Consider the following 23,375-nt stretch of genomic DNA (forward strand, 5'->3'; position numbering starts at 1 on the left):
AAAGTATCTTTAACTTGGATTCATAAGTGTAGGCCATGCTCGACACCGTCCAGCCATCCGATCTGAGTTTCTTCTCGACCCTCGCCGCGTCAGGCAGTCTGAGCGCGGCGGCACGGGAACTTGGCCTGACGCCAGCGGCCGTCAGCAAGCATTTAACCCAGATGGAGAGTCGTGCGGGCGTTGCCCTCATCAACCGCACGACGCGCCGGATGATGCTCACGCCAGAGGGCGAGTTGTACCTTGAGCACGCACGTCGAATCCTCGACGAGATTGACGAACTGGCCGAACTGCTGGGTACCGCGAAGAAAAGTCCAAAGGGACTTCTGCGGGTGAACGCGACGCTCGGTTTTGGGCGCAGTCATGTAGCGCCCGCGATTTCGCGCTTCGTCGCGACATATCCGCAGGTGTCGGTGCAACTTCAACTGTCCGTCACGCCTCCGCCGCTGACAGACGATGCATTTGACGTCTGCATCCGCTTCGGCGAGCCGCCCGATATGCGCGTGGTCGCGCGCCGTCTTGCGGCGAACCGGCGCTTGCTGTGTGCCGCACCTTCGTACATCGCATCACGGGGGATGCCGGTGACCGCGCACGACCTGACGCGACACAACTGCATTGGCATCCGTCAGGGCGACGAAGCCTATGGCGTGTGGCGTCTGATTTCGGGAAGGGGGTCGTCGCGCAAAACCGAGGCTGTGCGTATCAATGGCACGCTGACAACGAACGATGGAGAGATCGCCGTAAAGTGGGCTCTTGAAGGACACGGCATCCTGATGCGGGCCGAGTGGGACATCAAACATTATCTGGCTGACGGTTCTTTGGTCGTCGTGCTACCCGATCACGATACGCCGAACGCCGATATATTCGCCGTGTATTCGCAACGACATCAGATGTCAAATCGAATCCGCGCGTTTGTCGATTTTATTGCGCAGGATCTTCGTGACGAAGCGCACGAACCCGGGTAACGGCATCGGCAGCACGGTATTGAAAGCGGACCTTCTCGGCGAGCCTATGACCGTCTGCAACGGGTCGAAAGTGTAGGCTCGCGGATCCTGCACGTGACCATGCCGCTGCGGCGCCGCCGCCGTCGGCAAGCCGCAATGTTGCGGACGTTCAGAGCCGCCTCGTCGAGCGTCCGCAATGGCCGAATAACGCCCCGACGGGCTGCGAGCTAATAACCGTCGCACGCGGTCAAAAGGCACCAACGCACCGACCGTCGAACGGCCGAGAGGACTCAAAAGCCAACCCTCTCGCGACCTCCACCTAGCAAATCCAGGCGAAGCGCTGTGAATCGTGCAAAAAGTCGAGATGATTCAGTGAGAGTTGATCCGGCGATTCAGAGCTGACCGCCGGGGCAAAACTCGAAACCCAAAGCACGACCATCACATAATCCTGGGCTCCGCCCCAACCGCAACCAACCAGCGCCCGAACCCCCAGGCGCTTCCCCACAAATCAACCAGGGCTCAATGACAGCGCCGCTCCCAATGATGATGCACGCGTACCTTATGGCACACGACATGATGATGGGGCGGGGCTGCGAAGGCGGGGGCGACGGACAGGAATGCGAAGCCGGAGGCGAGTACGGCGATGACTGCTTTCTTCATGGGTTAAGGGTTTATTGAGTGGAAGAGGCGCCATGCTAGCAACTGGAGATTACGTCCAGCTTTGGGTAATTAATGCCGCACATCCAGGGCAAAACAACCCGCGCGAGCCACCGCCTTCAGCCAGCCAAAATCGCCCCAGGCGCCATCACAATCGGCGCTGCCCCATGCGAGAAAAACCTTGCATCATGCGGACCGCGCAAGGTAATAGCAGCAGACGTCACCTCGAGCCAATCCCCTTCCGGCAACCCAAGCACTTTCGCTTCCCGATTAGCCACAAGAAACTCTTCTATACGTTGATCGCGCGTCTCTCCCTGATGTCCTTGCGGCAACGCGTTGGTGTAATGCGGGTTGATCTGAAAACCAATCAGCCCGAGCGCATCGAGGCCACGAGGATCGACAATAGGCATGTCATTGGTCGTGCAGATAGTGGGACATGCGAGGTTCGCGCCGGCGCTCCAGCCGAGATAGCGCGTGCCGCCTTGCACCGCCTCACGGATCGCCTGAAGCAAACCCCGCGCTCGACACTGCGCGAGCAATTGAAAAGTGTTCCCACCGCCCACCACAATCAATTCCGCCTGAGCAACAGCGGCCTGCGCGTCAGCATCATTCGCAAAACCATGCACGGAACGCAGCGCGATGTTGGCCGGCGCCAGCGCGGCGGCGACGGTGTCCGTGTATTCGTCCCAACTCATCGTCACCCCTGCGAACGGCACAAACAGAGCCTGCGTCGTGGTCTGCGCCTGGCTCGGCGTAAGTGCGCGAATCGCGTCCAGCGCATGAACGAGATAAGCGCCATCGGGACTTCTGGAATTACTCAGCAAAAGCGCGTTCATCAAAAGTCTCCGGATCCGGAACAAGTCGCGCAATCAGCGCATGAAAGAGCCATCACCCGCGCCGCCCCGTGAGATGCACGAGCGACCCATAAAGTTCAAGCAGACGCGCATAGTCCACTTCATCGTAGAACGAACACGTGCCTTTCCCGAACTCCTTGGCAACCTCCACCGCGAACTTCACCACCAGCGCAATATCCGTTTCGTGGCTCGCTCCCGTACCACAGCCGGGCACGGCAACTTGCGTCGTGAGCGCGACGCCGACAACCGGCGCACTTGTCGCAGTGGATGGCTGCATGATGCTGTTTATATGATGCACGCCGTTATCGTAGGGCGTGATGTCCTGCGTCGTCACGGGAAAGGTGATTGCAGGTTTACCGCTCGTCGTCTCCATGATGCGCAGCAGGTCTTCCGAGACACGCAGGATATAGCCTTCCTTCACCGTCGGCGAGAGGGCATAGCCGCTGTGATTGATGACGCGGTTGCCCTTGGTCGTATCGAGCGACAGCACGGCGTCCATTTCGCCCCGGACTTCATGCGCCAGAAGGCGATCGGTTTCCACGGGAGTGTCCATGAATTCGACCGGATCGTGCGGCCGTGTGGGCGCGGTCGGGCAGACATGCGTCGTCAGCACGACGTCGCCCGGCAGCGGGTCGCCGTTGCGGCGCATCTGCGCGAGCTTGAGCGCGGTAGCGACAGTCGCGATGGCGCCATCAGCGTCCGACACCATGCCGATGCGCGACGGCCGCGCCCCAATCCCGCCCAGTCGCCCGACGACGCCAAGCGTCTTCGCCAGGCCGCCGCTATGCTTGCCGCGCTCGCCGGGAATGCCGATCCGCACGAAGTCGGTCGTGCCTTTCGGGCTGTTCAGTTCGAGCACCTCCACACTCACGCCGACATCTGCGAACGGCGCGAGCATGTCAATCACGGTCTGGCCGCTAGCGTAACGGCTGTCGAAGGCTTCAAAAACCTGCAGGGTCTGCGCGAGGCTCATAGAGGATTTCTCCGTGTCGGCAATGCAACCAAAAAGCTGAATGAATCAGCGCGACTTGATGAGCGAGCCGCAGAAACCGGTCAGCGCGTCCGCCGCGATCACGCCCGCCGCGAACACTTCCATGCGGCTCTTCGCGCCGGGTCTGAGGCGTCCGATCACGAGGCGCATGCCGATCCCCACCATCAACGCCCAGCCCGCGAATGGACTCGCGATCAGCAGGCCTGTCGCGAACAGCACGCCAAGCTGGCGCTTCGGTCCGCCGGCCCACTGGAGCGCCGCACCGGCCACCGCCCACACGAGCAGCGCATGGAGGATGCCGGGCGCGACGCCCGCCTGAATGGTCGAGACATACACGCGCGCCACAGGCGGAATCAGCCCTTTCGCAAAGAGTCCGCGATACGCGAGCAGCACGACCGGAATCGCGATGACGAACGCGAGCATCGCGGCGATCAATTGCTGGCGTCGCCCGGCGAGTTCGAACGCCGGATCCTGGCCGTGGCCGCGCAGGATGAAGCCTGCCTTCAGGTCGTAGCCCATGTCGGCGAAGGCCGGCCCGGTCGCGGCGGAAAACCCGCACAACATCACCAGCGACACCGCCGGAAAACCGATCAGCATGCCGATCAACAGCGTGATGAGCGCCACGGCGAAGGCCGGGAACCAGCCCGAGTGCATGGCCGCGATGCCGACGATCAGTTCATGCGCAAACGCGGCCGCTGCCGCATACAGCACGAACGCCGCCAGCATGCCCGGCGACATCTCGCCCCACAGTCCGCTCAATAGCGCGACGAGCGCCGCGAGCCCGAGGTAGGCGATCCCGCCGAAGCGCAGCGAACTCGCAATCGCCGGTGTGCGCGTCGCGCGGGCCGGAGGATTCCGGTCGCGCAGCACGAGCACGCCGACCTGGATCAGCGCGACGAGCCCCGCGCCGATCATCATGCCGTGCGGAATGAGGGCCTTGCTGATGTCGAAGTGAAACAGCGGCGTCGCATAGCCGCGAAGCAGGAGACCGATGCCCAGCATGCCGAGCGCCCACACATTGCCGATGAACGCCGTGCCGAACGCGGACATCGGAATGCCGAGCCAAGAGCCGGTCAGCCCCATCACGATGCCGGCGCCGAGCAGACGCGCCTGCCTGCCGCCCTGGTCGCCGGCCTTGATGGCTTCCGCCGCCGCGACGCCATGCGGCCACGCGCCGGACGCGGGAAACACGCTGGTGTTGAAGAGCCGGTACAGCATGTACCCGTCGAGCAGCATGCCGAGGGCGACACCCGCGAACATCGGCACGATGAGATCTTCCCGGCCGAACAGGAACGGAATGGCAATGGGCAGCAGCAGGCTGTTGGCCGCCCCGAACGTGGCGGCGGAGATGGCGCTCTGCGCGAGATTCTGCACATGCACCGAGCGATACGCGCGAAACCAGCGCAGGGGCACGCGCGCGCAGATCATCGCGGCCAGCGCGCCGACGATGGACGTATTCGGCGTCACGCCCACCCGCACCAGCAACTCGATCCCGATGATCGCGCCGATCACGCCCAGCACCGCGAGCAACAGCAGCGTGGACGGGTTTAGCGCCGAGGGATGCCTCTGCGACGCGCAGGGCGCGGTCTGGATGAAGGATGCCGTTGTGCTGGGCGGACGGTGTTCGGGTAATTGGGATCCATGCATGACGTGTTCGTGTTTGCGGTGCGCGTGGAGGTGCGTTTATCTTTCGGCGTCGACCCAGAACGGATCGCCGAGCGATCGGCCGATGGTGCGCGCCTGTTCGAGCAGCGCCTGGCCGAGTTCAGCGAGCGCGGCGTAGTCCCGTGTTCCCGCCGGGAAGCTCAGGCAGAACGCGAGGCATTCGCCGCTCGATGGATCCGCGACCGCGCAGCCCAGCGAGCACACGCCGTACAGCGCTTCGTTCTCCGCGAGCGCATAGCCACGCGTGCGGGTCACGGCGATCTCCTCGAGCAACGCGTCGAGCGTGGCGGGGCCGTGCGCCGGGGCGTACGCGTCGTCCACCGCGGCGCGGATGTTGGCAAGGCCGGCAGCGGGCGGCGTGTTGCCGGGCCGCAGTCCGGCCGCAAAACGCGCGCGGATGGCGTGGTCGGATTCCCGGGCCAGCAGCGCGCGGCCCGTGGACGTCGCCCACGATGCCGAACGATGACCCGGATGCGTCGTTGCGCGGAAGGCCAGCGAGCCGGGCTGCACGCGCAATACCACGACGTCATTGCCTTCCAGCACCGAGATGTAGCCGGTGTGGCCATAGCGTGCGCTGAGCGTTTCGAGTGCCTGCGCGCACATGACGATGAGCGGACTCGCCGAGCGCACGAGATGGCTCAGTTCGAGCAGCAGCATGGACGGCCGGTAGGCCAGCGAATGCTTGTCGCGTTCGAGCAGACCGCAGTCGGTCATCTGCTTGAGCACGCGCGATGCCGAACTCTTCGGCATGTCGAGGTGATCGACGAGGTCGATCATCCAGACTTCCCGCTGATGCCGCGCCATGAAGCGCATGACGGTCGTGGCTGTGTCCAGGATGCTCATGTGGCTCGCTCTCCTTATTGTGGTTCCGTTTTTTGGAACCGGGTTCCAGCGCTTGATTTATCGTAGCGAAGGACACGCGCGGCGAGAAGCGGCACAAGAGTGTTTTGTGTGAATTGGTCCTGCTTTTCAGAAACTGCGACGTTCGTTCTTTCAGACCCGGAAACGGGCCGTCAGAGTCGCTGTGCGGAAACGGAGAGGAGAGCGTCCGGTGTTCAATACACCGGCGTCTGTTTGGCGAGAAACGCGTCAACGCCGATGCGCGCGTCGGCGCTCGACCGCATGTCGGCAACCCGACGGCGTTCCGCTGCTTCGAGCGTCTGCCAGTCGGAGGCGCGCCGCAGCTGCGCGGATTCCTTGGTGAAGCGCACGGCCATCGGGCTGTTGCCCGCGATCCGCCGGGCCAGCGCGAGCGCGGTCTCCAGCACGGCATTAGCGGGCACCACGCGATTGACGATGCCGTATTCCCGCGCCTGCTCCGCGGAGATGAGTTCGGCGGTCAGCAGCAGTTCCATCGCGCGCGCATGGCCGATCTGTTCGATCAGCTTCATCGCGCCGCCCCCCGAAGGCACGATGCCCCAGTGCACTTCCGGCAGGCCGAGCCGGGCGTCTTCGCTGGCGATGCGGATATCGCTCGCCATCATCAGTTCGAAGCCGCCCGCCACACAATGACCGTTGACGGCCGCCACCAGCGGCTTCGGGAAGAACACGGTCTTCAGCAGCGCGCGGCACACCATGTCGTCCACCTCGGCGATGCCCGAGAAGTCCGCGCCCAGCTGCGCGCCGGAACAGAACGCCTGTGTGCCGCGGCCGGTGACGACCGCGCAGCGCACTTCGGGGTCATCGGCCAGGCGCGGCCAGGTCTCGCCCAGCGCGATGAAGTCGTCCGGCGCGAGCGCATTGCGGCGCGCTTCGTTGCCGATGGTGACGAGTGCAATGCCGGCTTCTGGACGCGTGACCTCGATGCTCATCGTGCAGGCGGCTCCGGTTGCGCGCCCGCGATGCGCAGGGCATAGCGGGCCATGTGATCGGTCAGTTCCTCGACGCTCAGTCGTCCCGTCGGCCGATACCAGCTATAGGTCCAGCTCAGCATGCCGCCGATCGCCAGCGTGGCGGTGCGCGTGTCGTCGAGTTGGAATTCGCCGCTCTTCACGCCGATGTCGAGCAGCGACGCCAGCGCGTCGTCGAACGCGCCCTTGCGCTCGTTCATCACTTGCAGGTGCTCGGGGTCGAGCGAGCTTTCTTCGCGGAAGAAGATGGTCACCGACTCCCGATGTTCGATACAGATCAGCGTGAGCTTGCGCGCGACCTGCGCCAGACGTTCGCTCGCGCTGCCTTCGCCATGCAGCGATTCGTTCACGGCATCGAGCGCGAGCGTGATGTTGCGCAGCACGATGTCGAAGAGGATGTCGGTCTTCTTGTCGTAGATCCCGTAGACGAAGGGCTTGGTGACTTCCATGGCGTCGGCGATGGCTTCGAGGCTCGTGCCCTTGAAGCCGCGCTCGAAGAAGAGCTGCCGCGCCACTTCGAGAATGCGTTCCTTCTTGAAGCTGCGCAATTGCTCGCGCATGTTCTGCGAGCCGGTGGGTGGCGTATCGGACGATGTCAGCATGGAAGGTAATGATGCGGCTAGGACTGAACCTGGGCAGGCGCGCGTGCCTCGCGGGCCAGCAGGAAGCGCTGGATCTTGCCGGTAGGCGTGCGCGGAAATTCATCGACGAAACAGATACGGCGCGGCACCTTGTAGTCAGCCATGTGCGAGCGGCAATACTCGATGAGCGCTTGCTGCGCCTCGTCTTCGTCATGGCCCAGCGCTTCGTGCAACTGCACGAACGCAAAGCCGACTTCGCCGAGCCGCTGATCGGGCACGCCGACCACGACAACCTGCTTGACCTTCGGATGGCTCTGCAACATGCGCTCGATCTCTGCCGGATACGCGTTCGAACCGCCGACGATAAACATTTCCTTGAGCCGGCCCGTGATCTTGAGGTAACCCTCTTCGTCGAACAGGCCGAGGTCGCCGGTGCGGAACCAGCCGTCGGGCGTCATGACTTCGGCGGTTGCCTGGGGATTGCGGTAGTAACCGAGCATGACGATATGGCCGCGCACCCAGAGTTCGCCTTCACGATTCACCGGCATTTCGCGGCCTTGCGGGTCGCGGATGGATAGTTCGAAGTCGCCGATGGGCTTGCCTTTATTGTCGCATAGGACCTCCAGCGGCGCATCCCACTCGCTGAGCGCGGTGCACGCGGTGGTCTCGGTCATGCCATAGGTGCACTGCAATCCTTCGATCGTCAGCGCCTCGCGTGCGGCGAGCGCAATCTCCGGCGTGACCGGCGCGCCGCCGATCCACGCAGACTTCAGCGAGCGCAGGTCGCGAGGCTTCTTGCGCAAGGCATCGAGGCAGTCGATGAAGTGCGTGGGGATGCCGCCGAAGATGGTCACGCGCTCGCGCTCGATGAGGTCGAGCACGTCATCGGCGACCCAGTGCGGCACCGGCACGATGGCGTTGCCCGTCACCAGCGTCAGCGCCACTTGCGCCACGCAGCCGGCCACGTGATAGAAGGGCATGTGGCCGAGCAGGATATCGTCCTGGCCGATCCGCATGCAGCGCGCCTGATTGTTGGCGTTGCGCAGCAGGATGTGCGAGTGCATCGCGCCTTTCGGATGCCCCGTCGTGCCCGACGTATAGACGATCACGATGGGGTCTTCCGGATGCACTTCGGGCAGCGCCGCGCCCGCTGCCTGAAGCGCTGCGCCGTGCGCCGCGAGCCGGTCGAGCGTGAAGCAGCCGGGCGCCTCGGCATCTTTCCAGACGATCAGCGAGTGCAGCATCGGCAGGTCTTCGTCATGCAGCCGGCCGGGCGTCATGCCGCTCAGACCCGGCACGATCTCGCGCGCCATGCCGAGAAAGTCGATGTTCCAGTAATGGTCCATCAGCACCAGCGCGCGGGCGTCGGACTGCTTCAGGATGTAGCGCACTTCGTCGGTCTTGAAGCGCGTGTTGATCGGCACCACGACCGCGCCGATGCGCGCGCACGCCACCCAGCACGCAATCCATTCCGCGCAGTTCGTGAGCCACACCGCGACATGATCGCCGCGTGCAATGCCGAGGTCGCGCAGGCCGTGCGCAATGGCGTCGGCGCGGCGGTGCAGCTCGGCGTAGCTCAGGCGTTCCGCACCGTCGATGACGGCAAGCGCGTCCGGGCGGTCGCTCGCATGGCGCGCCAGCGCCTCGCCGAGCGTGAACGTGGTCCAGTCCATGGTCTAGTCGTCTCCTGCTGTCGCGTGGATGTCGGGGCGGCCGCCCAGATAGTGCTGCACGAGCGCTTCGTTCTGCATGAGTTCATCGCGGCGGCCGCGCAGCGCGATCTCGCCGTTCACCAGCACGATCGCCGAATCCGCGAACTTCACCGCCATCGATGCGTTCTGTTCCACCAGCAGCACGCTCAAGCCCGTGCGGCGCAGCCGTTCGAGCGTCGCGTAGATCTCGCGGAACACGATGCGCGCCAGCCCGAGAGAAGGCTCGTCGAGCATCAGCAAACGCGGCCGGCCGAGCAGCGCGCGGGCGATCGCCAGCATCTGCTGCTGTCCGCCCGAGAGATTGCCGGCGGCTTCGTCGCGGCGCGTGGCGAGCAGCGGAAACAGGTCGAACACTTCGTCGAAGGCATGCCGTGAATTCGACGGCTCGTTGAGATTGTCGAAGGCCACTTGCAGGTTCTCGAACACCGTCATGCCGCCGAAGATGTCGCGCGTCTCCGGCACGTGCAGCACGCCGAGGCGCGCAATGCGGTCGGGCGAAAGCCCGGTCAGTTCGTCCACGCCGAACCGCACGCGGCCCGAACGCGGCCGCAGGCAGCCGGAAATGGCCTTGAGCAGCGTGGACTTGCCCGCGCCGTTCGGTCCCACGACCGCCAGCACCTCGCCCGGATTCACGCTGAAGCTGAACTGGTCGAGCACGAGCGAGCGGCCATAACCCACGCTCAGGTTCTCCACATGAAGCGCCGGCGCGACGGACGGCGGGGTGCGCTCGACGGCGGTATCCCGTATGTTCATTCGTCGTCGCTCCCGAGATAGGACGCGATCACGTCCGGATTGCGCTGCACCTCGGCGGGCGTGCCCTCGGCGATCTTCCGGCCGAAGTTCAGCACGACGACCTTGTCGGACACGCTCATCACCATCGACATGTCGTGCTCGACCAGCAGCACCGTCACGCCTTCGTCGCGGATGCGCCGCACGTCGCGCACGAGCTGCGCCGTTTCCTTTTCGTTCATGCCGGCGGCCGGTTCGTCGAGCAGCGCGAAACGCGGCCGGCCCATCAAGGCGCGCGCCAGCTCCACGCGGCGTTGCGTGCCGTAGGGCAGGTCGGTGGCGATCTCGTCGGCGAGCGCGGTGAGGTCGAACATCGCGAGGACTTCGTCGGCGCGGCGGCGGCCGGCGGCGTCGCCGAGGTTCATCGGCAGAAAGCGGTGCAGCCAGCGCCGCCCCGACAACTGCCGGTAGCCGCCGACCGTCAGGTTCTCGCGCACGGTCAGCTTGTCGAACAGCCGCACAGTCTGGAACGTGCGCCGGATGCCGAGGCTCGCGACCTGATGCGGCCGGCGTCCGGCAATCGGCTGGCCGGCGAACAGCAGCGCGCCGCGTGTCGGCGCGAGCACGCCGGTGATGACGTTGATCATCGTCGTCTTGCCGGCGCCGTTCGGGCCGATCAGCGAGGTGATCGAATTCGGCTCGATGCGGAAGCTCACGTCCTCGATCGCATGGATGCCGCGAAATGCCTTCGATACGGCCTGGACTTCAAGCATCGTCGGCTCCTTGTCCGGTGACGGGCACGGGCAGGCGTTTCGCGGCGCGGCGCGGCGTCACGTTACGGCGCGGCTTGAACCAGCGGCCCAGCCGGTGGCGCGGCAGCAGGCCTTGCGGCATGTAGATGGTCATCAGCATGACGATCACGCCATACAGCGCGGGCGCCCATTTCTCCAGCGAGGTCACGACCTGCGGGATCGCGCTCAGCACGGCCGCGCCGAGCACCGCGCCCGCCGGCGTCAGCCCGCCGACGATCAGGAACATCAGCACGTCGGTGCTGCGCAGGAAGCCGAAGTTGGCCGGCGAGATGAAGCTGTAGAAATGCGCGAAGCAGCCGCCCGCCAGGCCGGCGAGCGCGCCGCCCAGCGCCAGCGCGGTGAATTGCAGCGCGGGCACGTTCAGACCGTGACACGCGGCCACCGTCGGGTCCGAGCCGACCGCGACCAGCGCCTTGCCGAAGCGCGACGCGAACAGCAGCCCCGACACCAGCGCCGCGGCCACGGCCAGCGCGAGGATCGGCACGGCGCCGAGATACGGGATGCCCGCGAGGCCCATCACGCCGCCGGTGGCCTCGTAGTGCGAGAAGAACAACTGGATCAGCTCGGCCGCCGCGAGTGTGGCGATGGCGAGATAGATGCCGCGGATGCGCAGCGTGAGCAGCGCGAAGGGCAGCGTGACGAGCGCGCCGGCGAGCGCGCCCATCGGGAGGGCGGCGGCCACGGGCCACCCGTGCGACACCGTCAGCCACGACGCGGTGTAGGCGCCGACCGCCATGAAGCCCGGCAGGCCGAGCGACCAGACGCCCGCCGCGAACGGGAAAAGCAGGCTGAGCGTGAGGAGCACGTTGATCGAGATCAGCGCCTGCACCGGCTCGGAAAGAAGAACGTCCAATTAGATCTCCCTCGATTCGACGCGCGCCCCGAAGATGCCGGACGGCTTGATCAGGAACACGGCGATCAGGAACAGCCAGATGAACGCCTCCGACCATCCCGGCGAGCCATACGCGGCGAACAGCACTTCGCAGACGCCGAGCAGCAGACCCGCGAGCATCGCGCCGCGCACGTCGCCCAGGCCGCCGATGATGATGATCGCCAGCGCCTTGATCGCGTAGGTATCGCCCATGAAGGGCGTGATCGATTCGAAGCGCATCGCGACCAGCAGGCCCGCGAGACCCGCCAGCCCCGACGACAGCAGGAACACGAGGATCACCGCGCGCTGCACGCCGACGCCGAGCAGCGCCGCCGCCGTGGGATTCAACGCGATCGCGCGGATGTTGCGGCCGAAGCGCGTGCGGCGGATCACGTAGAGCAGCGCGAGCATCAGCACGGCGGCGATGCCGAGACTCGCGAGTTGCATCCCCGACAGGATGACGTTGCCGATGGACCAGTCGGGCAGCGCGAGCTTCGCGGGAAACGGCTTCGAGAGCCCGCCCCAGCGATTCACCGCGATCACCTGCAGCACGATGCCGAACGACAGGCTCGCGACAAAGCCGCCGAGCGCGTGCTCGCGCGGGATCGGCCGGAACACCAGCAGATACAGCACGAGCCCGAGCAGCGCGGCGCCGATCAGCCCCAGCGCGAGCGCGACGAACGGCGGCACGCCCGCCTCGACCGCGCCGAGCACGATGAACGGCGCGGCCATGAATACATAGGCGTGCGCGAGATTGAGCATCCTGAGCACGCCGAACACCAGCGTGTAGCCAATGCCGATCAGCGTGTACACGCTGCCCAGCATCAGCCCGTTGACGATCTGTTGCGCGAGCATCGGGCGGTTCCTCGTGATGACTGCGGCGCGGCGGCCGGGCTTACTGCCGTTCCCACTTGCCGTTGTGCGTGCGATAAACCATCGTGTCCTTCAGCGCATCGCCTTCCGGACCCATGGTGATCGTGTTGCCGAGGCCCTTGTAGTCCTTCACCGCGCTCAGATAGTTGCGCAAGCCCTCGCGCACGTGCTTCGGATCGGAAGCGGGCGTGGCCTTCAGCGAGCGCAGGCCGTCGGCGAGCACATAGATGCTTTCATATGCGCTGGCATCGATATAGGTCGGCGAGGTGTACTGGCCCGGCAACTGTTTCTCGACGCGCGACTTGAACTCGTTCACGAACGCGACCACCTTCGGGTCCTTGATCTCCGGATCGAACGGCTGGCCCGCCCACAGATCGACGCCCGCCGCGGCGGTCGCCGTCGACGTGGTGATGAAGCCCTGGCCCGCGAACATCGGCGCGGCGAGTTTCTGGCGGTTCGCCTCGCGCAGGAAGCCCTGGCTCGGCTCCTGGTTCATCTGGATCAGCACGAGATCCGGATTCAGGCTCTTCACGCGCGTGACGTAGACGCTGAAGTCGCTGGTGTCGGCGGGCACGTCGATATTCGCGCCCTTGTTGATCAGCGTGAGGCCGTTCTTCTCGGCAATCGGCGGAATCACCGTGTTGGCGAGGAACTGCGAATACGCGTCACGCGGATCCACGACGATCGCGACCGTCTTCGCGTTCGGATGCGCCTTGCGCATTTTCTCGACGACGTTGGTCATCGTCACCGAATCGATCGCGGAGATGCGGAAGGTCCACGGGCGGTTCTGCGCGGTGAGTCCGGGCGCGCTCGATCCCGGCGAGATGGTCGGCAGCGCCGCGCGGTTGGCCGCCGGGAACGCGGTGCGGCATTGCGAGGTCTGGATCGGCCCGAGCATGGCGACGACCTTCTCGCGCTCCAAAGTGCGCGTGACGATCACCGCCTGTTCCGGGCTGCTGCGGTTGTCCTCGATCACCAGCTTGAGCGGCGCGCCGTTCACGCCGCCTGCGCGGTTGATTTCATCGATGGCGATCTGCGCCGCAATCAGCATGTGCGTGCCGTAGCCGGTCGCGACGCCGGTGCGCTCGACGTTCACGCCGAGCGGGATGCTCTCCTGCGCCATCGCGGGCGCAGCGCTGTACAGGGCCGTGGCGAGCACCACGGCCAGGAAGTGTCTCCTGCTCCTCATTCTTCAGTCCTTCGATATGGGTTGAAGGTCGTGATCGACTGCGGTTTCCTTGCACAGCGGTGGTGGTGTCGGGTGGTGCTCCTCGTTCGGGTGTTCGGGTGGTTGTGATCAGCGTGAGACGGGTTCGACGCTGCGCGCATGAACCATCGCCATCGCCATGGCGGCGAGCTTTTCGCCGATCTGTTCGGGCGTGTCACGGCCCTCTTCGGAATACCATCGATGCGTCCAGCTGACCATTCCGGTTATCGCCAATGCGGTGACGCTGGCATCGTCGATATCGAAGTCGCCGCTGTGCATGCCTTCTTCCAGCAGCGCGCGCAAGCCCTGGTCGAACTGGTTCTTGGCGGCATTGATCTCCGCCAGCTTCGCCGAAGGCAAATAAGGCTCGTGGTGAAAGAAACTGCGCGTGACGGGCGAGTGCGCGAGGTTCAGCGAGGTGAAGCCTTTCACGAACATGCGCAGTTTGTCCGTGGGCGAGCCCGCGTGGGCGGCCGCCTGATCCACCGTGCGGATGGATTGGGCGACGGTCGCACCATATTGCTCGATGGCCGCGCTGTTGGCCTGGATCAGGCTGGCCCATTCGCCGTCGAGGAACAGCAGCGGATGGTCGCCCGGATTGACCCGCAGCGCGCGCACGTCGCCGATCAGCAGCAGGTGCGTGCCGATTTCCACCGCTGATTCGATCACGCAGTCGAACGAGGCGGCGGCGTCGTGCAGGACCGGTGCACCGGTGTCGAGCACGCCCCAGTCGCCGTGTTCGAAGCGCGCTTCGCCGCGCGTCTTGCTGCTCGCGAAGCGGCTCGCGATGGCGTCCTGGTCGTAGCGCAGCACGTTCACCGCGAACGCTCCTGCGCCGAGGATGAAGGACAGCGCGCTCGCGCTCTGGTTCACGGCGATGGCAAGACGCGGCGGTTCCGCGCAGACCGACATCGCGGCGGTCGCCGTCAGTCCGTTGCGCGCGCCTTCGTGCGTCGCCGTGATGACCGTGACGGCGGCCGCGAGTTGCCGCATGCCCTGGCGATAATGTGCTTCGCTGACGGCCATGATGTCTCCCTCTACGCTTCGGCCAGCGCCCGTTGCTTCTTCAGGCGCGGCAACACATGCTCCGCGAACGTGCGCATGTTGTTCTTCGCCAGGTCGAAGGGCATGCCGCCGTAGCTGAAGATGCCGAGGACGGCATCGGCGTCGACCATGTCGACATACTCCATCAGCTTGTCGTGCACCTGGTCCGGCGTGCCGCGCACTTGCAGATTGGCGAGGAATTCCACGAACTTGTCGATGCCGTGCTTGTTGATGTTGTTCGCGAGCGCGGCGTAGTACTCGTAGCCCTTGATGTCGGCGAGGCCTTCGTTGTGGAACTCGTAGTGTTCGAGCGCCGAGCGGCTGTAGCGCAACACGTACTTCTGATACATCTCGTTGGCCATCGCCTCGTCTTCATGGCAGGCAATCCAGCACGCGATGATCGGCTTGGGCGGCTCGCAGTTGTTGATTTCGCGATAGATCTCGCGATACATCTCCAGCTCCGCGACGGTCTTCTCCCACGGCTTCTGCGCGATCACGAGCAGCCCGATGCCCAGCTTCGCCATGATGCGCGCCGACTCCGGCGATACCGCCGCCGCATAGGTGCGGCCCCGGAAGCTGCGCAGCGGCGCGGGGCGGATCTGCACGCGCGGTTGCTGGTAGGCGGGCGAGTCGCTTTCCAGATAGCCGGATTCAAGGCTGTTCAGGATGGCGTCCGCATAGGCGACGAAGCGGTCGCGCGATTCGCCCATCGGCACGCGGAAGCCTTCGAACTCGATGCGCCCGAGACCGCGCCCGACGCCCAGGATGGCGCGCCCGTTCGACATGTGCTCCAGCACCGCGACCTCTTCCGCGACGCGGATGGGATCGTGCCACGGCAGCACGTTGACCATCGAGCCGAGCTTCACGCGCTTCGTGCGGCCCGCCATGTAGGTCAGGAACTGCGTGACGTTGGGGCACATCGTGTAGCCGTTGAAGTGATGCTCGGCGGCCCAGATGGAATCGAAACCCAGCGGCTCGGCGAGATCCGCCATCGAGAGCTCGTGCTGGTAGATCTCCTCGTCCGTATGCCCGACGCCGAGATTCTGAAAGATCGTCGTCATTCCCACGTGCATGTGCTGCCTCCCTGTCGTCGGCGCCGCCGGTTGATTTCGTCAGAAATCCGCTTGTGAATTTTTACATTCCGATCAGTATCAAAAATGCTGAGTGGAATGTCAATGATCTTTTCAGAATGGAAAGCTAGGGGTTTCCCGCGTATGGGGAGTCGGTCTGACGAGGAGGGAGAGGTGCGGCGTGTCGCGCGAACGGCGACGAGAGGAAGGCGCCCGGCGGCCAGAAAAGCCGCGCGGGCGGGGGCAGCGTCAGCCCAATGCGATCACGGCGATTTCAACCAGCAAGGTCGGCGACGCGAGTTGCGCCTGCACCGTCGCGCGGGCGGGCGCGCAGCCTTCCGGCACCCATGCGTCCCACACTTCGTTCATGCCGGCGAAGTCGCGCGCGATGTCCGAGAGCCAGATTTGCGCCGACACGAGCCGCGTCTTGTCGATGCCGGCCTTTTCCAGGAAGCCGTCGATCTTCTCGAGCACTTTCGCTGTTTGCAGCTTGATGTCGGGCGTGGGATCGGCGGATGTCTGGCCGCCGACGAACACGAGACCCGCCGCCTTCACGACGCGGCTCATGCGCTGATTGGTGTCGATGCGAACGATATCGCTCATGTGTTGTTCTCCAATGGGATGAGTGAAACGAAGCCGCCGCCCGCGCAACATCGCGGGCGCGTGGCACAGGAAAGGCCGATCAGTGAACCGAGGCGCCGCGTCCGAAGCGGTCGATGGCGAACGCATCGAGCGACAGCGAAGGCGCGCCGTCGAGCATCAGTTCGGACACGAGCTTGCCGCAGCCGGGCCCGAGCTGGAAGCCGCTGCCGCAGTAGCCGAACGAGTAGTAGAGGTTGGTGGCCGTGCGGCTCGCGGAGATCACGGGCAAGTCGTCCTGGATGAAGGCTTCGACGCCGGCCCACGCGCGATTGACGCCCAGATGCTTCAGATGCGGAAACAGGTCGGTGACGGTGCGGGCGCTCTTCACGAGCCGCACGAAGTCCACTTCGCCATGCCGGTTCGGCAGATCCGCAATGCCGATCAGCTTGCCGCCGATCACCACCGTGCCGTTATCGAACTGCTTGAACGACAGCGGCCGGCCGGTGCCGAGCAGCGTCGAACGGCAGAACGGCGCGACGCGCTGCGTCACCATCAGCATCAAGCCTTCGGGCCGCACCGGCACCGTTTCGCCGACTTGCTGCGCGAGTTCTCCGGACCACGCGCCTGCGCTCACGAGCAGCTTCTCCGCGCTGAACACGCCTCGCGGCGTCTGCGCGATCCAGCGGTTGCCACGCTGTTCGATGCGCTTCACCGGCATGCCTTCCAGAAAGCGCGTACCGAGCCGCTGTGCGGCGCGCCGGAAAGCGTTGGTCGTGCGGAAGGGCAGCGCATAGCCGTCGCGCTCGGCCCAGATGCCGCCGGTCACATGCGGCGCGATCGCCGGTTCGAGTTCGAGCACGGTCTTGCGGTCCACGAGTTTCTCGTGCGTGAAGCCCTGCGCTTCGAGCAGCGCGACGCGCTGACGGCAGGCTTCGAGATCGTCCTCGGATTCGGCGATCTTCAACTGGCCCGATGCCACGAAGCCGCCGTTCTCGCCGATCAGATCCGTCATGCCGTGCCATATCTCGCGCGACATCAGCGCGAGCGGAATCTCCGGCAGCGGCCGCCCGAGCGTGCGCACGCCGCCGGCATTGACGCCCGACGAATGGCGCGCGACGTAATCGGCTTCGAGCACGATGACCTTCGCGCCGCGCCGGGCCATGTGGAACGCGCTGCTCGTGCCGTGCAGCCCGCCGCCGATGACCAGCACATCGGCTTCCGTCATCGCGTTGGCGTCATTCACCGGCGAGTTCCCCGAGCGTGAGCGGCTTGATCGGCGGACGGATGCGGTAATAGCCGACTTCGGCGGGCGACACGCGGCGCGCATCCGCGATGACTTCCGTCACGGTGAGCCCGCACATGCGGCCTTGGCACGGCCCCATGCCGCAGCGTCCGAATGACTTCGCCTGATTCGGTCCGACGCAGCCCAGTTCGACGAACTCGCGCAGCTGGCCCGCCGTGACTTCCTCGCAGCGGCAAACGACGGTTTCGTCGCGCGGGATGCGGTTGATGTCGCGCGGACGATAGAGGCTGTCGAGGAACGGCCGGATGCGCATCACGCCCGCGAGCGCGCGGCGCAGCGGGGCGGCTTCCGCATCGCGCCGGACGACATCGAGCGCGCCAAGCTGCGCGGCCGCGCCGAGCGCCGCCAGCGTGCCCTGCAAGGCCGCCGCCTGCGCGCCGCCGATGCCCGCGCCATCGCCTGCGATGAAGATGCCGGGCACATCCAGCTCGCCCCACGCATCGGTCTTCGGCGTGAAGCACAGTTGCGCATCGTCCCAGCGATGGGTCGCGCGCAGTGCATGCGTGAACTGCGTGTTCGGCACGACGCCCTGATGCAGCAGGATCACGTCCGCCTCGATGCGATGCGCAACGCCCTGCGTCGTGAAGCGCAGCGCAGCCGCGCGTTCGACCCCGTCCGCACCGACGGCGGATTCGACACGCAAGTCGTCGGCGGCTTCGAAGATCGGCACGCCTGCTTCGCGCAGCGTGCGGATCAGCTGCAATCCCTTCGACAGGAAAGGCCACGCGCGCAGCGCCGACAACATGTGCTTCTTCGCGCGCCAGCGGTCTTCGTGGCGCGTCGTGTCGACCAGCGCGCGGATCGGCACGCCGGCGCGCACGTATTGCCAGCCGAGCAGATACAGGAGCGGCCCGCAGCCCGCCAGCACCGGCGGCGCGGCGGGCACTTCGCCCGCGCTCTTCAGCAGGATCTGCGCGGCGCCCGCGCTCAGCACGCCGGGCAGCGTCCAGCCGGGAATCGGAAACGGACGCTCCAGCGCGCCGCTCGCGAGGACCACGCGCTGCGCCTCGAACGAGCCGATCTTGCCGTCCTTCAGATAATGGACGCCGTGCTCGCGCGTGACCTGCCAGACGCTGGCTTGCGTCACGTGCCGCGCGCCGGACGCGGCGAACGCCTGCGCGATCGCCGTTCCTGCCGCGTAGTCGGGGCCGAGGATCTGCTTGCGGCGCGCATCGGCCTTCCCGATCGCGCGATAGATCTGTCCGCCCACGGCGTCCTGCTCGTCGATCAGCACGGTCGACAAGCCAGCCCGTGCGGCGCGTGTCGCGGCGCTCATGCCGGCAGGACCGGCGCCGATCACGACGACATCGACGGCTTCGGAAGTGAAATCAGCGGCCATGGACGTTCTCCAGCGAAGTATCGAGCGCAACGGCAGGCGGCAGATCGCGCGCGCCTTCCTGCGAGCGCACCCGCATGCCGGCGCGCACTTCCACCATGCAGCTCTGGCGGCTCGGCACGCCGTCGATCTCGACGAGGCATTCGAAGCACGCGCCCATCATGCAGAACGGCGCACGCGGCGCGCCGGAAACCGGCGTGGCCCGGAACCGCGAGACGCCCGCCGCGAGCAGCGCCGCCGCGACCGAACAACCGGCGGGCACGGTGAGCGGCTGATCGTTGAAGGAGATGTCGAGCGTGGCGCCGGCCTCGCCATCGAGAGGCTTGAAGAGCGGGGGATGCGTGTGGACTGTCATGTCGAACTCAATGTGCGGGAGTCAGTTCTTGTGCATGCTCGAAGCGGCGCGCGGAGAAGGTGGGCAGTTCATCCGGGATCGGCGCGCCGGTGATCCACGGCGCGACGCGCATCGCATGCGCGGCGGCCAGCGTCACGCCGCTATGGCAGGTGACGACGAACGCGCCCGGATGCGCCTCCGACTGGTCGTACACCGGAAAGCCGTCGGGGCTGTAGACGCGCAGCGCGGCCCACATGCGCACGAGCCGCACGTGCTGCAGCATCGGGAATGCGCGCACGCCGCGACGGGCGATGTCCGACAGCACGGACGTCGTCGTGAAGTCGTTGAAGCCGACTTCCTCCATCGAATCGCCGAACTGCACGCTGCCTTCGTCGGTCTGGCGCACGTTGAGCGTCGGATAGTCGAGGAACGGCGCGACGCGTTCGCTCACCAGCACCTGGCCGCGATTCGGCGCGACCGGCGCATTCAGCCCGACGAACGGCGCAAGCGTCCGGTTGCCAAGCCCGGCCGCGAGCACCACGCGCGCCGCGCGATGAGTCCCGCGCCGGCCCTGCACGGTGAAGCCGCCGCGCTCCGGCACGATGCGCTCCACGCGCTCGCCGGAAACGAGCTGCACGCCGCGCGCCTGCATCGCTCCGTGCAGGCCGCGCAACAGCTTGAGCGGGTTCACGTGGCCGTCCATCGGCGTATAGCTCGCGCCGATCACCGCCGGGCCGATCTGCGGAATGCGCGCGCGCACCTCGGCGGCGTCGAGCATCTGGTACGGGTAGTCGCCGAGTTCGGCTTGCAGCGTCGAGAGACGCTTCTCGCGTTCGGCGAGTTCGGCGTCGTCGAAACAGAAGTGGAAGCCGCCGGGCTGGCGCAGCGCGACATCCACGCCGGTTTCCGCCCGCAGCGCCGCGGCGAAGTCCGGCCAGCGCAGCGCCGAACTGCGCGACCAGCGCGCGTATGGCGACAGTCCGTAGCCCTTGCCCTGGATCCACACGAGGCCGAAGTTGCCGCGCGACGCCCGCAGGCCGCCGTCGTCTTCGTCGAGCACGGTGACGCGCGCGCCTTCGCGGGCGAGTCCGTAGGCCACGGCTGAGCCGACCAGCCCGCCGCCGAGAACCAGGACGTCGGGGCTGGCGGTGGAAGAAAGAGTCATCGGGCTTCTCCGATCAGGATTCGGTCCAGTCCGACCATGCGGTCGAGCAGGATCATCAGCAGGACCGTGCCGACGATCAGCACCGCCGACACGGAGGCCACCAGCGGATCGATGGTCTGCGCGATCTGGTTGTACATGGCGACGGGCAGCGTCGTGGTGCCGGGCGTCGCGACGAAGATGGTCATGGTCAGCTCGTCGAAACTCTGGATGAACGACAGCACCCAGCCGCCCGCGACGCCGGTGCGGATCATCGGCAGCACGACGCGCCGGAACGCGGTGAAGCGGCTTGCGCCACAGGACAAGGCGGCGCGTTCCGCGTCGCGGTCGAGGCCGACGGCCGCGGACAGCGCCAGCCGCAGCGCATACGGCAGCACGATGATCACGTGCGCCGCGACCAGCGACCAGAACGATCCCGACAGATGCAGCAGCGACAGGAAGCGCAGGAACGCGATGCCGAGCACGACGGCCGGGATCATCATCGGCGAGAGGAAGAAGCTCGTGAGCGCCGCGCGCCCCGGAAAGCGATAACGCGCGATGGCCAGCGCCGCGGGCACCGCCAGCAGCACGCCGATGCTGGCCGCCGCGAACGCGAGCCGCACCGAGAGCCAGAACGCCGAGACGATGTCGCCGTTCTCGATGATCGCGCGGAACCAGCGCAGCGAGGCGCCGTCGAAGGGCATCGAGATGAAGCCCTTGTCGGTGAACGCGACGAGCATCACCACGACGAGCGGGGCGGCGATGAAGGTCAGGAACAGCGCGTTGAAGGTGAGGCCGAGCCAGCCGTTTTCTTTCATGACGGGAGTCCTCCGCTCAGTCGAAGATGTGCTTGAAGCGGCGTTCCGCGAGCCGGCTGCAACCCATCACGATCGCCACGTTGGCGATCAGCAGCAGCACCGCGATGCTCGCGCCGAGCGGCCAGTTGAGCGTGCCGAGGAACTCGTCGTAGGCGGCGGTCGCGACCACTTTCAGACGCCGTCCGCCGATCAGCGCAGGCGTGGCGAACGCCGAGGCCGACAGCGCGAACACGATGATCGACCCGGACAGCACGCCGGGCATGATCTGCGGCAGCACCACGCGGCGGAACACCTTGAACGGCGAGCCGCCGAGCGAGCGGCCGGCCCACTCCACTTGCGGATCGAGCTTCTGCATCGTGGCCCAGACCGACATCACCATGAACGGCACCAGCACATGCGTGAGCGCGATGATGACGCCGGTCATCGTGAAGACGAGGCGAATGGGCTCGTCGGTGATGTGCAGCGCCTGGAGCACGTTGTTCAGCACGCCGTTGTTGCCGAGCAGGATCTGCCAGCCGAGCGTGCGCACGACCACCGAGATCAGCAGCGGCCCGAGCACGATCAGCAGGCAGACGGATTGCCAGGGCCGCTTCATGCGCGCCAGCACGATGGTTTCCGGCACGCCCAGCACGATGGACAACAGCGTCACCGCGAACGCGAGGCCGGCCGTGCGCAGGAAGATGGTGCCGTAGTACGGGTCGCTGACCACTTCCCAGTAGTTGCCGAGCGTGTAGGCGGGCGTGACGCCGGCCGTATCGCTGAAGACGCGGAACGACAGCAGCAACGTGAGCAGCAGCGGCACCAGCAGCAGGCCGGTGAACAGCAGCAGCGCGGGCCCGGACAGCAGCCACGGCGCCGCGCCGGGGCGGGCGTCTTCAAGCGTGGCCATGCGCGTTCTCCCGCAGTTCCTGCGTGAGCACGCGCAGGTCGTCGTCGGTCCAGTCGAGGCCGACTTCGTCGCCTTCCTCGGGCGGCGGCGCGCCATGGTTCGGCTGCGCGACACGCAGCTTGCCGAGCCCGGTCTCCACTTCCAGCAGCCACTGGTTGCCGACGAACACGCGCGTCGCAATGCGGCCGCGCAAGCGTGCTTCGCCGTTGCTGCCGTTGGCGAGATGGACCTTCTCCGGACGGATATAGACGTTCACCGCGCCATCGACGGCGCGGCCTTCGTGCGGCACGTGCAGCGTCGTGCCCGCGACATCGACGATCGCGCAACGCGGATTGCGTTGCAGCACTTCGCCTGCGAATGCGTTGGTGCGGCCGAGGAACGTGGACGCGAACGGCGTAGCGGGCCGCTCGTAGGCGTCGTAAGGCGTGGACAGCTGCGCAATCGTCCCGCGATGCATCACCGCGATGCGGTCGCTCATCGTCATGGCCTCGACCTGATCGTGCGTGACGAGAATGGTCGTGATGCCTAGACGCTTCTGGATCGCCCGCAGTTCGATGTGCATCTCTTCGCGCAGCTTGGCGTCGAGGTTGGACATCGGTTCGTCGAGCAGGAGCAGTTGAGGCTGCATCGCGATGGCGCGCGCAATCGCCACGCGCTGCCGCTGTCCGCCCGAGAGCTCCTTCGGATAGCGATGCCCGAGGCCGTTCAGACGCACCAGCGCGAGCGCTTCGGCCACGCGTTCATCGCGTTCCTTGCGCTTCACCTTGCGCATCTCCAGACCGAAGCCGACATTGCCGGCCACCGTCATGTGCGGAAACAGCGCATAGCTTTGAAACACCACGCCGAGGCCGCGTTTCTCCGGGCGTTCGTGGGTGATGTCGCGGCCATCGAGCAGGATGCGGCCGGTGGTCGGCGTGACGAAGCCGGCCACCATTTGCAACGTCGTGGTCTTGCCGCAGCCCGACGGGCCGAGCAGGGACAGCAGTTCGCCACGCTCGACCGAGAGATCGAGCTGTTCGATCGCCGTGAAATCGCCGTAGCGTTTCGAAATGCCTTGCAGTGTCAGAAAGGCCATGTGCCTCGCTCCTTCGTCACGTCAACGGATCGCGTGTGCG

Annotated in this window: 23 protein-coding genes; 1 reads left to right on the forward strand and 22 read right to left on the reverse strand. The window is 66.0% G+C overall.

What is annotated here, in order from left to right; translation table 11 throughout:
• Positions 1–35: 35 nt before the first annotated feature.
• A complete protein-coding gene (locus QCE62_RS16830; RefSeq protein ID WP_309920604.1) occupies positions 36–962 on the forward strand; it encodes a LysR substrate-binding domain-containing protein in 927 nt (308 codons plus the stop codon).
• A gap of 755 nt (positions 963–1,717) precedes the next feature.
• Here the strand turns inward: QCE62_RS16830 and pepE are convergent.
• The 22 genes from pepE to QCE62_RS16940 form a co-directional block, all read right to left on the reverse strand.
• Entirely contained in the window at positions 1,718–2,434 is a 717-nt protein-coding gene (pepE, locus tag QCE62_RS16835; protein ID WP_309920608.1) for a dipeptidase PepE, read from the reverse strand.
• A 52-nt stretch (positions 2,435–2,486) separates the two neighbouring features.
• A complete protein-coding gene (locus QCE62_RS16840) occupies positions 2,487–3,425 on the reverse strand; it encodes a DUF1177 domain-containing protein (RefSeq protein WP_309920611.1) in 939 nt (312 codons plus the stop codon).
• A 45-nt stretch (positions 3,426–3,470) separates the two neighbouring features.
• Complete coding sequence (locus QCE62_RS16845) at positions 3,471–5,090, reverse strand: OPT/YSL family transporter (RefSeq protein WP_309920615.1); 1,620 nt, start codon at positions 5,088–5,090, stop codon at positions 3,471–3,473.
• Positions 5,091–5,126: 36 nt separating this feature from the next.
• The gene (locus QCE62_RS16850) at positions 5,127–5,951 is read right to left on the reverse strand and encodes an IclR family transcriptional regulator C-terminal domain-containing protein (protein ID WP_309920618.1); all 825 of its coding nucleotides are present in this window, start codon (positions 5,949–5,951) and stop codon (positions 5,127–5,129) included.
• Positions 5,952–6,163: 212 nt separating this feature from the next.
• Positions 6,164–6,919 (reverse strand): enoyl-CoA hydratase/isomerase family protein, encoded by a 756-nt coding sequence (locus QCE62_RS16855; RefSeq protein ID WP_309920621.1) that lies wholly within the window; start codon positions 6,917–6,919, stop codon positions 6,164–6,166.
• Positions 6,916–7,560 (reverse strand): TetR/AcrR family transcriptional regulator, encoded by a 645-nt coding sequence (locus tag QCE62_RS16860; protein WP_309920624.1) that lies wholly within the window; start codon positions 7,558–7,560, stop codon positions 6,916–6,918. Before QCE62_RS16860 ends, QCE62_RS16855 begins: the two co-directional genes overlap by 4 nt.
• Before the next feature lie 17 nt (positions 7,561–7,577).
• Positions 7,578–9,212 carry an AMP-binding protein gene (locus QCE62_RS16865; protein ID WP_309920626.1) on the reverse strand — a complete coding sequence of 545 codons (1,635 nt, stop codon included), beginning with the start codon at positions 9,210–9,212 and terminating at the stop codon, positions 7,578–7,580.
• A gap of 3 nt (positions 9,213–9,215) precedes the next feature.
• A complete protein-coding gene (locus QCE62_RS16870; RefSeq protein ID WP_309920628.1) occupies positions 9,216–10,004 on the reverse strand; it encodes an ABC transporter ATP-binding protein in 789 nt (262 codons plus the stop codon).
• Positions 10,001–10,753, reverse strand: a complete 753-nt coding sequence (locus tag QCE62_RS16875) for an ABC transporter ATP-binding protein (RefSeq protein WP_309920631.1) — start codon at positions 10,751–10,753, stop codon at positions 10,001–10,003. Before QCE62_RS16875 ends, QCE62_RS16870 begins: the two co-directional genes overlap by 4 nt.
• On the reverse strand, positions 10,746–11,645 hold the full coding sequence (locus QCE62_RS16880; RefSeq protein WP_309920632.1) for a branched-chain amino acid ABC transporter permease: 900 nt from the start codon (positions 11,643–11,645) through the stop codon (positions 10,746–10,748). Before QCE62_RS16880 ends, QCE62_RS16875 begins: the two co-directional genes overlap by 8 nt.
• Positions 11,646–12,518 carry a branched-chain amino acid ABC transporter permease gene (locus QCE62_RS16885; RefSeq protein ID WP_309904147.1) on the reverse strand — a complete coding sequence of 291 codons (873 nt, stop codon included), beginning with the start codon at positions 12,516–12,518 and terminating at the stop codon, positions 11,646–11,648. It lies immediately after the preceding gene.
• A 40-nt stretch (positions 12,519–12,558) separates the two neighbouring features.
• Positions 12,559–13,725, reverse strand: a complete 1,167-nt coding sequence (locus QCE62_RS16890) for an ABC transporter substrate-binding protein (RefSeq protein WP_309920635.1) — start codon at positions 13,723–13,725, stop codon at positions 12,559–12,561.
• A 108-nt stretch (positions 13,726–13,833) separates the two neighbouring features.
• Positions 13,834–14,769: a flavin reductase gene (locus QCE62_RS16895; protein ID WP_309920638.1), complete on the reverse strand. Its 936-nt coding sequence runs from the start codon at positions 14,767–14,769 to the stop codon at positions 13,834–13,836.
• An 11-nt stretch (positions 14,770–14,780) separates the two neighbouring features.
• On the reverse strand, positions 14,781–15,848 hold the full coding sequence (locus tag QCE62_RS16900) for an LLM class flavin-dependent oxidoreductase (RefSeq protein ID WP_309920641.1): 1,068 nt from the start codon (positions 15,846–15,848) through the stop codon (positions 14,781–14,783).
• Between the two features lie 258 nt (positions 15,849–16,106).
• Positions 16,107–16,460 carry a RidA family protein gene (locus tag QCE62_RS16905; protein WP_309812575.1) on the reverse strand — a complete coding sequence of 118 codons (354 nt, stop codon included), beginning with the start codon at positions 16,458–16,460 and terminating at the stop codon, positions 16,107–16,109.
• A 79-nt stretch (positions 16,461–16,539) separates the two neighbouring features.
• Complete coding sequence (locus tag QCE62_RS16910; protein ID WP_309922852.1) at positions 16,540–17,664, reverse strand: FAD-binding oxidoreductase; 1,125 nt, start codon at positions 17,662–17,664, stop codon at positions 16,540–16,542.
• A gap of 10 nt (positions 17,665–17,674) precedes the next feature.
• Positions 17,675–19,081 (reverse strand): FAD-dependent oxidoreductase, encoded by a 1,407-nt coding sequence (locus QCE62_RS16915; RefSeq protein ID WP_309920644.1) that lies wholly within the window; start codon positions 19,079–19,081, stop codon positions 17,675–17,677.
• The gene (locus QCE62_RS16920; RefSeq protein ID WP_309920647.1) at positions 19,071–19,433 is read right to left on the reverse strand and encodes a (2Fe-2S)-binding protein; all 363 of its coding nucleotides are present in this window, start codon (positions 19,431–19,433) and stop codon (positions 19,071–19,073) included. The genes QCE62_RS16915 and QCE62_RS16920 overlap by 11 nt, the downstream gene beginning before the upstream one ends.
• Before the next feature lie 7 nt (positions 19,434–19,440).
• Positions 19,441–20,577, reverse strand: coding sequence for an FAD-dependent oxidoreductase (locus QCE62_RS16925; protein ID WP_309920650.1), 1,137 nt, complete (start codon positions 20,575–20,577; stop codon positions 19,441–19,443).
• Positions 20,574–21,371 carry an ABC transporter permease gene (locus tag QCE62_RS16930; protein ID WP_309834186.1) on the reverse strand — a complete coding sequence of 266 codons (798 nt, stop codon included), beginning with the start codon at positions 21,369–21,371 and terminating at the stop codon, positions 20,574–20,576. The genes QCE62_RS16925 and QCE62_RS16930 overlap by 4 nt, the downstream gene beginning before the upstream one ends.
• 16 nt (positions 21,372–21,387) lie before the next feature.
• Positions 21,388–22,260 carry an ABC transporter permease gene (locus QCE62_RS16935; protein ID WP_309812592.1) on the reverse strand — a complete coding sequence of 291 codons (873 nt, stop codon included), beginning with the start codon at positions 22,258–22,260 and terminating at the stop codon, positions 21,388–21,390.
• Complete coding sequence (locus tag QCE62_RS16940) at positions 22,247–23,335, reverse strand: ABC transporter ATP-binding protein (protein WP_309920654.1); 1,089 nt, start codon at positions 23,333–23,335, stop codon at positions 22,247–22,249. The genes QCE62_RS16935 and QCE62_RS16940 overlap by 14 nt, the downstream gene beginning before the upstream one ends.
• Positions 23,336–23,375: the final 40 nt, after the last annotated feature.

Source organism: Caballeronia sp. LZ033 (genome assembly GCF_031451265.1).
Lineage (GTDB): Bacteria > Pseudomonadota > Gammaproteobacteria > Burkholderiales > Burkholderiaceae > Caballeronia.

What these genes read in the sequence shown, in the direction of transcription:
- QCE62_RS16860 (WP_309920624.1), bottom strand. Translation starts at nt 7,560, where the DNA reads ATGCTGACATCGTCCGATACGCCACCCACCGGCTCGCAGAACATGCGC.
- QCE62_RS16915 (WP_309920644.1), bottom strand. Translation starts at nt 19,081, where the DNA reads ATGGCCGCTGATTTCACTTCCGAAGCCGTCGATGTCGTCGTGATCGGC.
- pepE (WP_309920608.1), bottom strand. Translation starts at nt 2,434, where the DNA reads ATGAACGCGCTTTTGCTGAGTAATTCCAGAAGTCCCGATGGCGCTTAT.
- QCE62_RS16935 (WP_309812592.1), bottom strand. Translation starts at nt 22,260, where the DNA reads ATGGCCACGCTTGAAGACGCCCGCCCCGGCGCGGCGCCGTGGCTGCTG.
- QCE62_RS16940 (WP_309920654.1), bottom strand. Translation starts at nt 23,335, where the DNA reads ATGGCCTTTCTGACACTGCAAGGCATTTCGAAACGCTACGGCGATTTC.
- QCE62_RS16890 (WP_309920635.1), bottom strand. Translation starts at nt 13,725, where the DNA reads ATGAGGAGCAGGAGACACTTCCTGGCCGTGGTGCTCGCCACGGCCCTG.
- QCE62_RS16930 (WP_309834186.1), bottom strand. Translation starts at nt 21,371, where the DNA reads ATGAAAGAAAACGGCTGGCTCGGCCTCACCTTCAACGCGCTGTTCCTG.
- QCE62_RS16855 (WP_309920621.1), bottom strand. Translation starts at nt 6,919, where the DNA reads ATGAGCATCGAGGTCACGCGTCCAGAAGCCGGCATTGCACTCGTCACC.
- QCE62_RS16905 (WP_309812575.1), bottom strand. Translation starts at nt 16,460, where the DNA reads ATGAGCGATATCGTTCGCATCGACACCAATCAGCGCATGAGCCGCGTC.
- QCE62_RS16850 (WP_309920618.1), bottom strand. Translation starts at nt 5,951, where the DNA reads ATGAGCATCCTGGACACAGCCACGACCGTCATGCGCTTCATGGCGCGG.
- QCE62_RS16865 (WP_309920626.1), bottom strand. Translation starts at nt 9,212, where the DNA reads ATGGACTGGACCACGTTCACGCTCGGCGAGGCGCTGGCGCGCCATGCG.
- QCE62_RS16885 (WP_309904147.1), bottom strand. Translation starts at nt 12,518, where the DNA reads ATGCTCGCGCAACAGATCGTCAACGGGCTGATGCTGGGCAGCGTGTAC.
- QCE62_RS16925 (WP_309920650.1), bottom strand. Translation starts at nt 20,577, where the DNA reads ATGACTCTTTCTTCCACCGCCAGCCCCGACGTCCTGGTTCTCGGCGGC.
- QCE62_RS16870 (WP_309920628.1), bottom strand. Translation starts at nt 10,004, where the DNA reads ATGAACATACGGGATACCGCCGTCGAGCGCACCCCGCCGTCCGTCGCG.
- QCE62_RS16840 (WP_309920611.1), bottom strand. Translation starts at nt 3,425, where the DNA reads ATGAGCCTCGCGCAGACCCTGCAGGTTTTTGAAGCCTTCGACAGCCGT.
- QCE62_RS16895 (WP_309920638.1), bottom strand. Translation starts at nt 14,769, where the DNA reads ATGGCCGTCAGCGAAGCACATTATCGCCAGGGCATGCGGCAACTCGCG.
- QCE62_RS16875 (WP_309920631.1), bottom strand. Translation starts at nt 10,753, where the DNA reads ATGCTTGAAGTCCAGGCCGTATCGAAGGCATTTCGCGGCATCCATGCG.
- QCE62_RS16910 (WP_309922852.1), bottom strand. Translation starts at nt 17,664, where the DNA reads ATGACGGAAGCCGATGTGCTGGTCATCGGCGGCGGGCTGCACGGCACG.
- QCE62_RS16900 (WP_309920641.1), bottom strand. Translation starts at nt 15,848, where the DNA reads ATGACGACGATCTTTCAGAATCTCGGCGTCGGGCATACGGACGAGGAG.
- QCE62_RS16830 (WP_309920604.1), top strand. Translation starts at nt 36, where the DNA reads ATGCTCGACACCGTCCAGCCATCCGATCTGAGTTTCTTCTCGACCCTC.
- QCE62_RS16920 (WP_309920647.1), bottom strand. Translation starts at nt 19,433, where the DNA reads ATGACAGTCCACACGCATCCCCCGCTCTTCAAGCCTCTCGATGGCGAG.
- QCE62_RS16845 (WP_309920615.1), bottom strand. Translation starts at nt 5,090, where the DNA reads ATGCATGGATCCCAATTACCCGAACACCGTCCGCCCAGCACAACGGCA.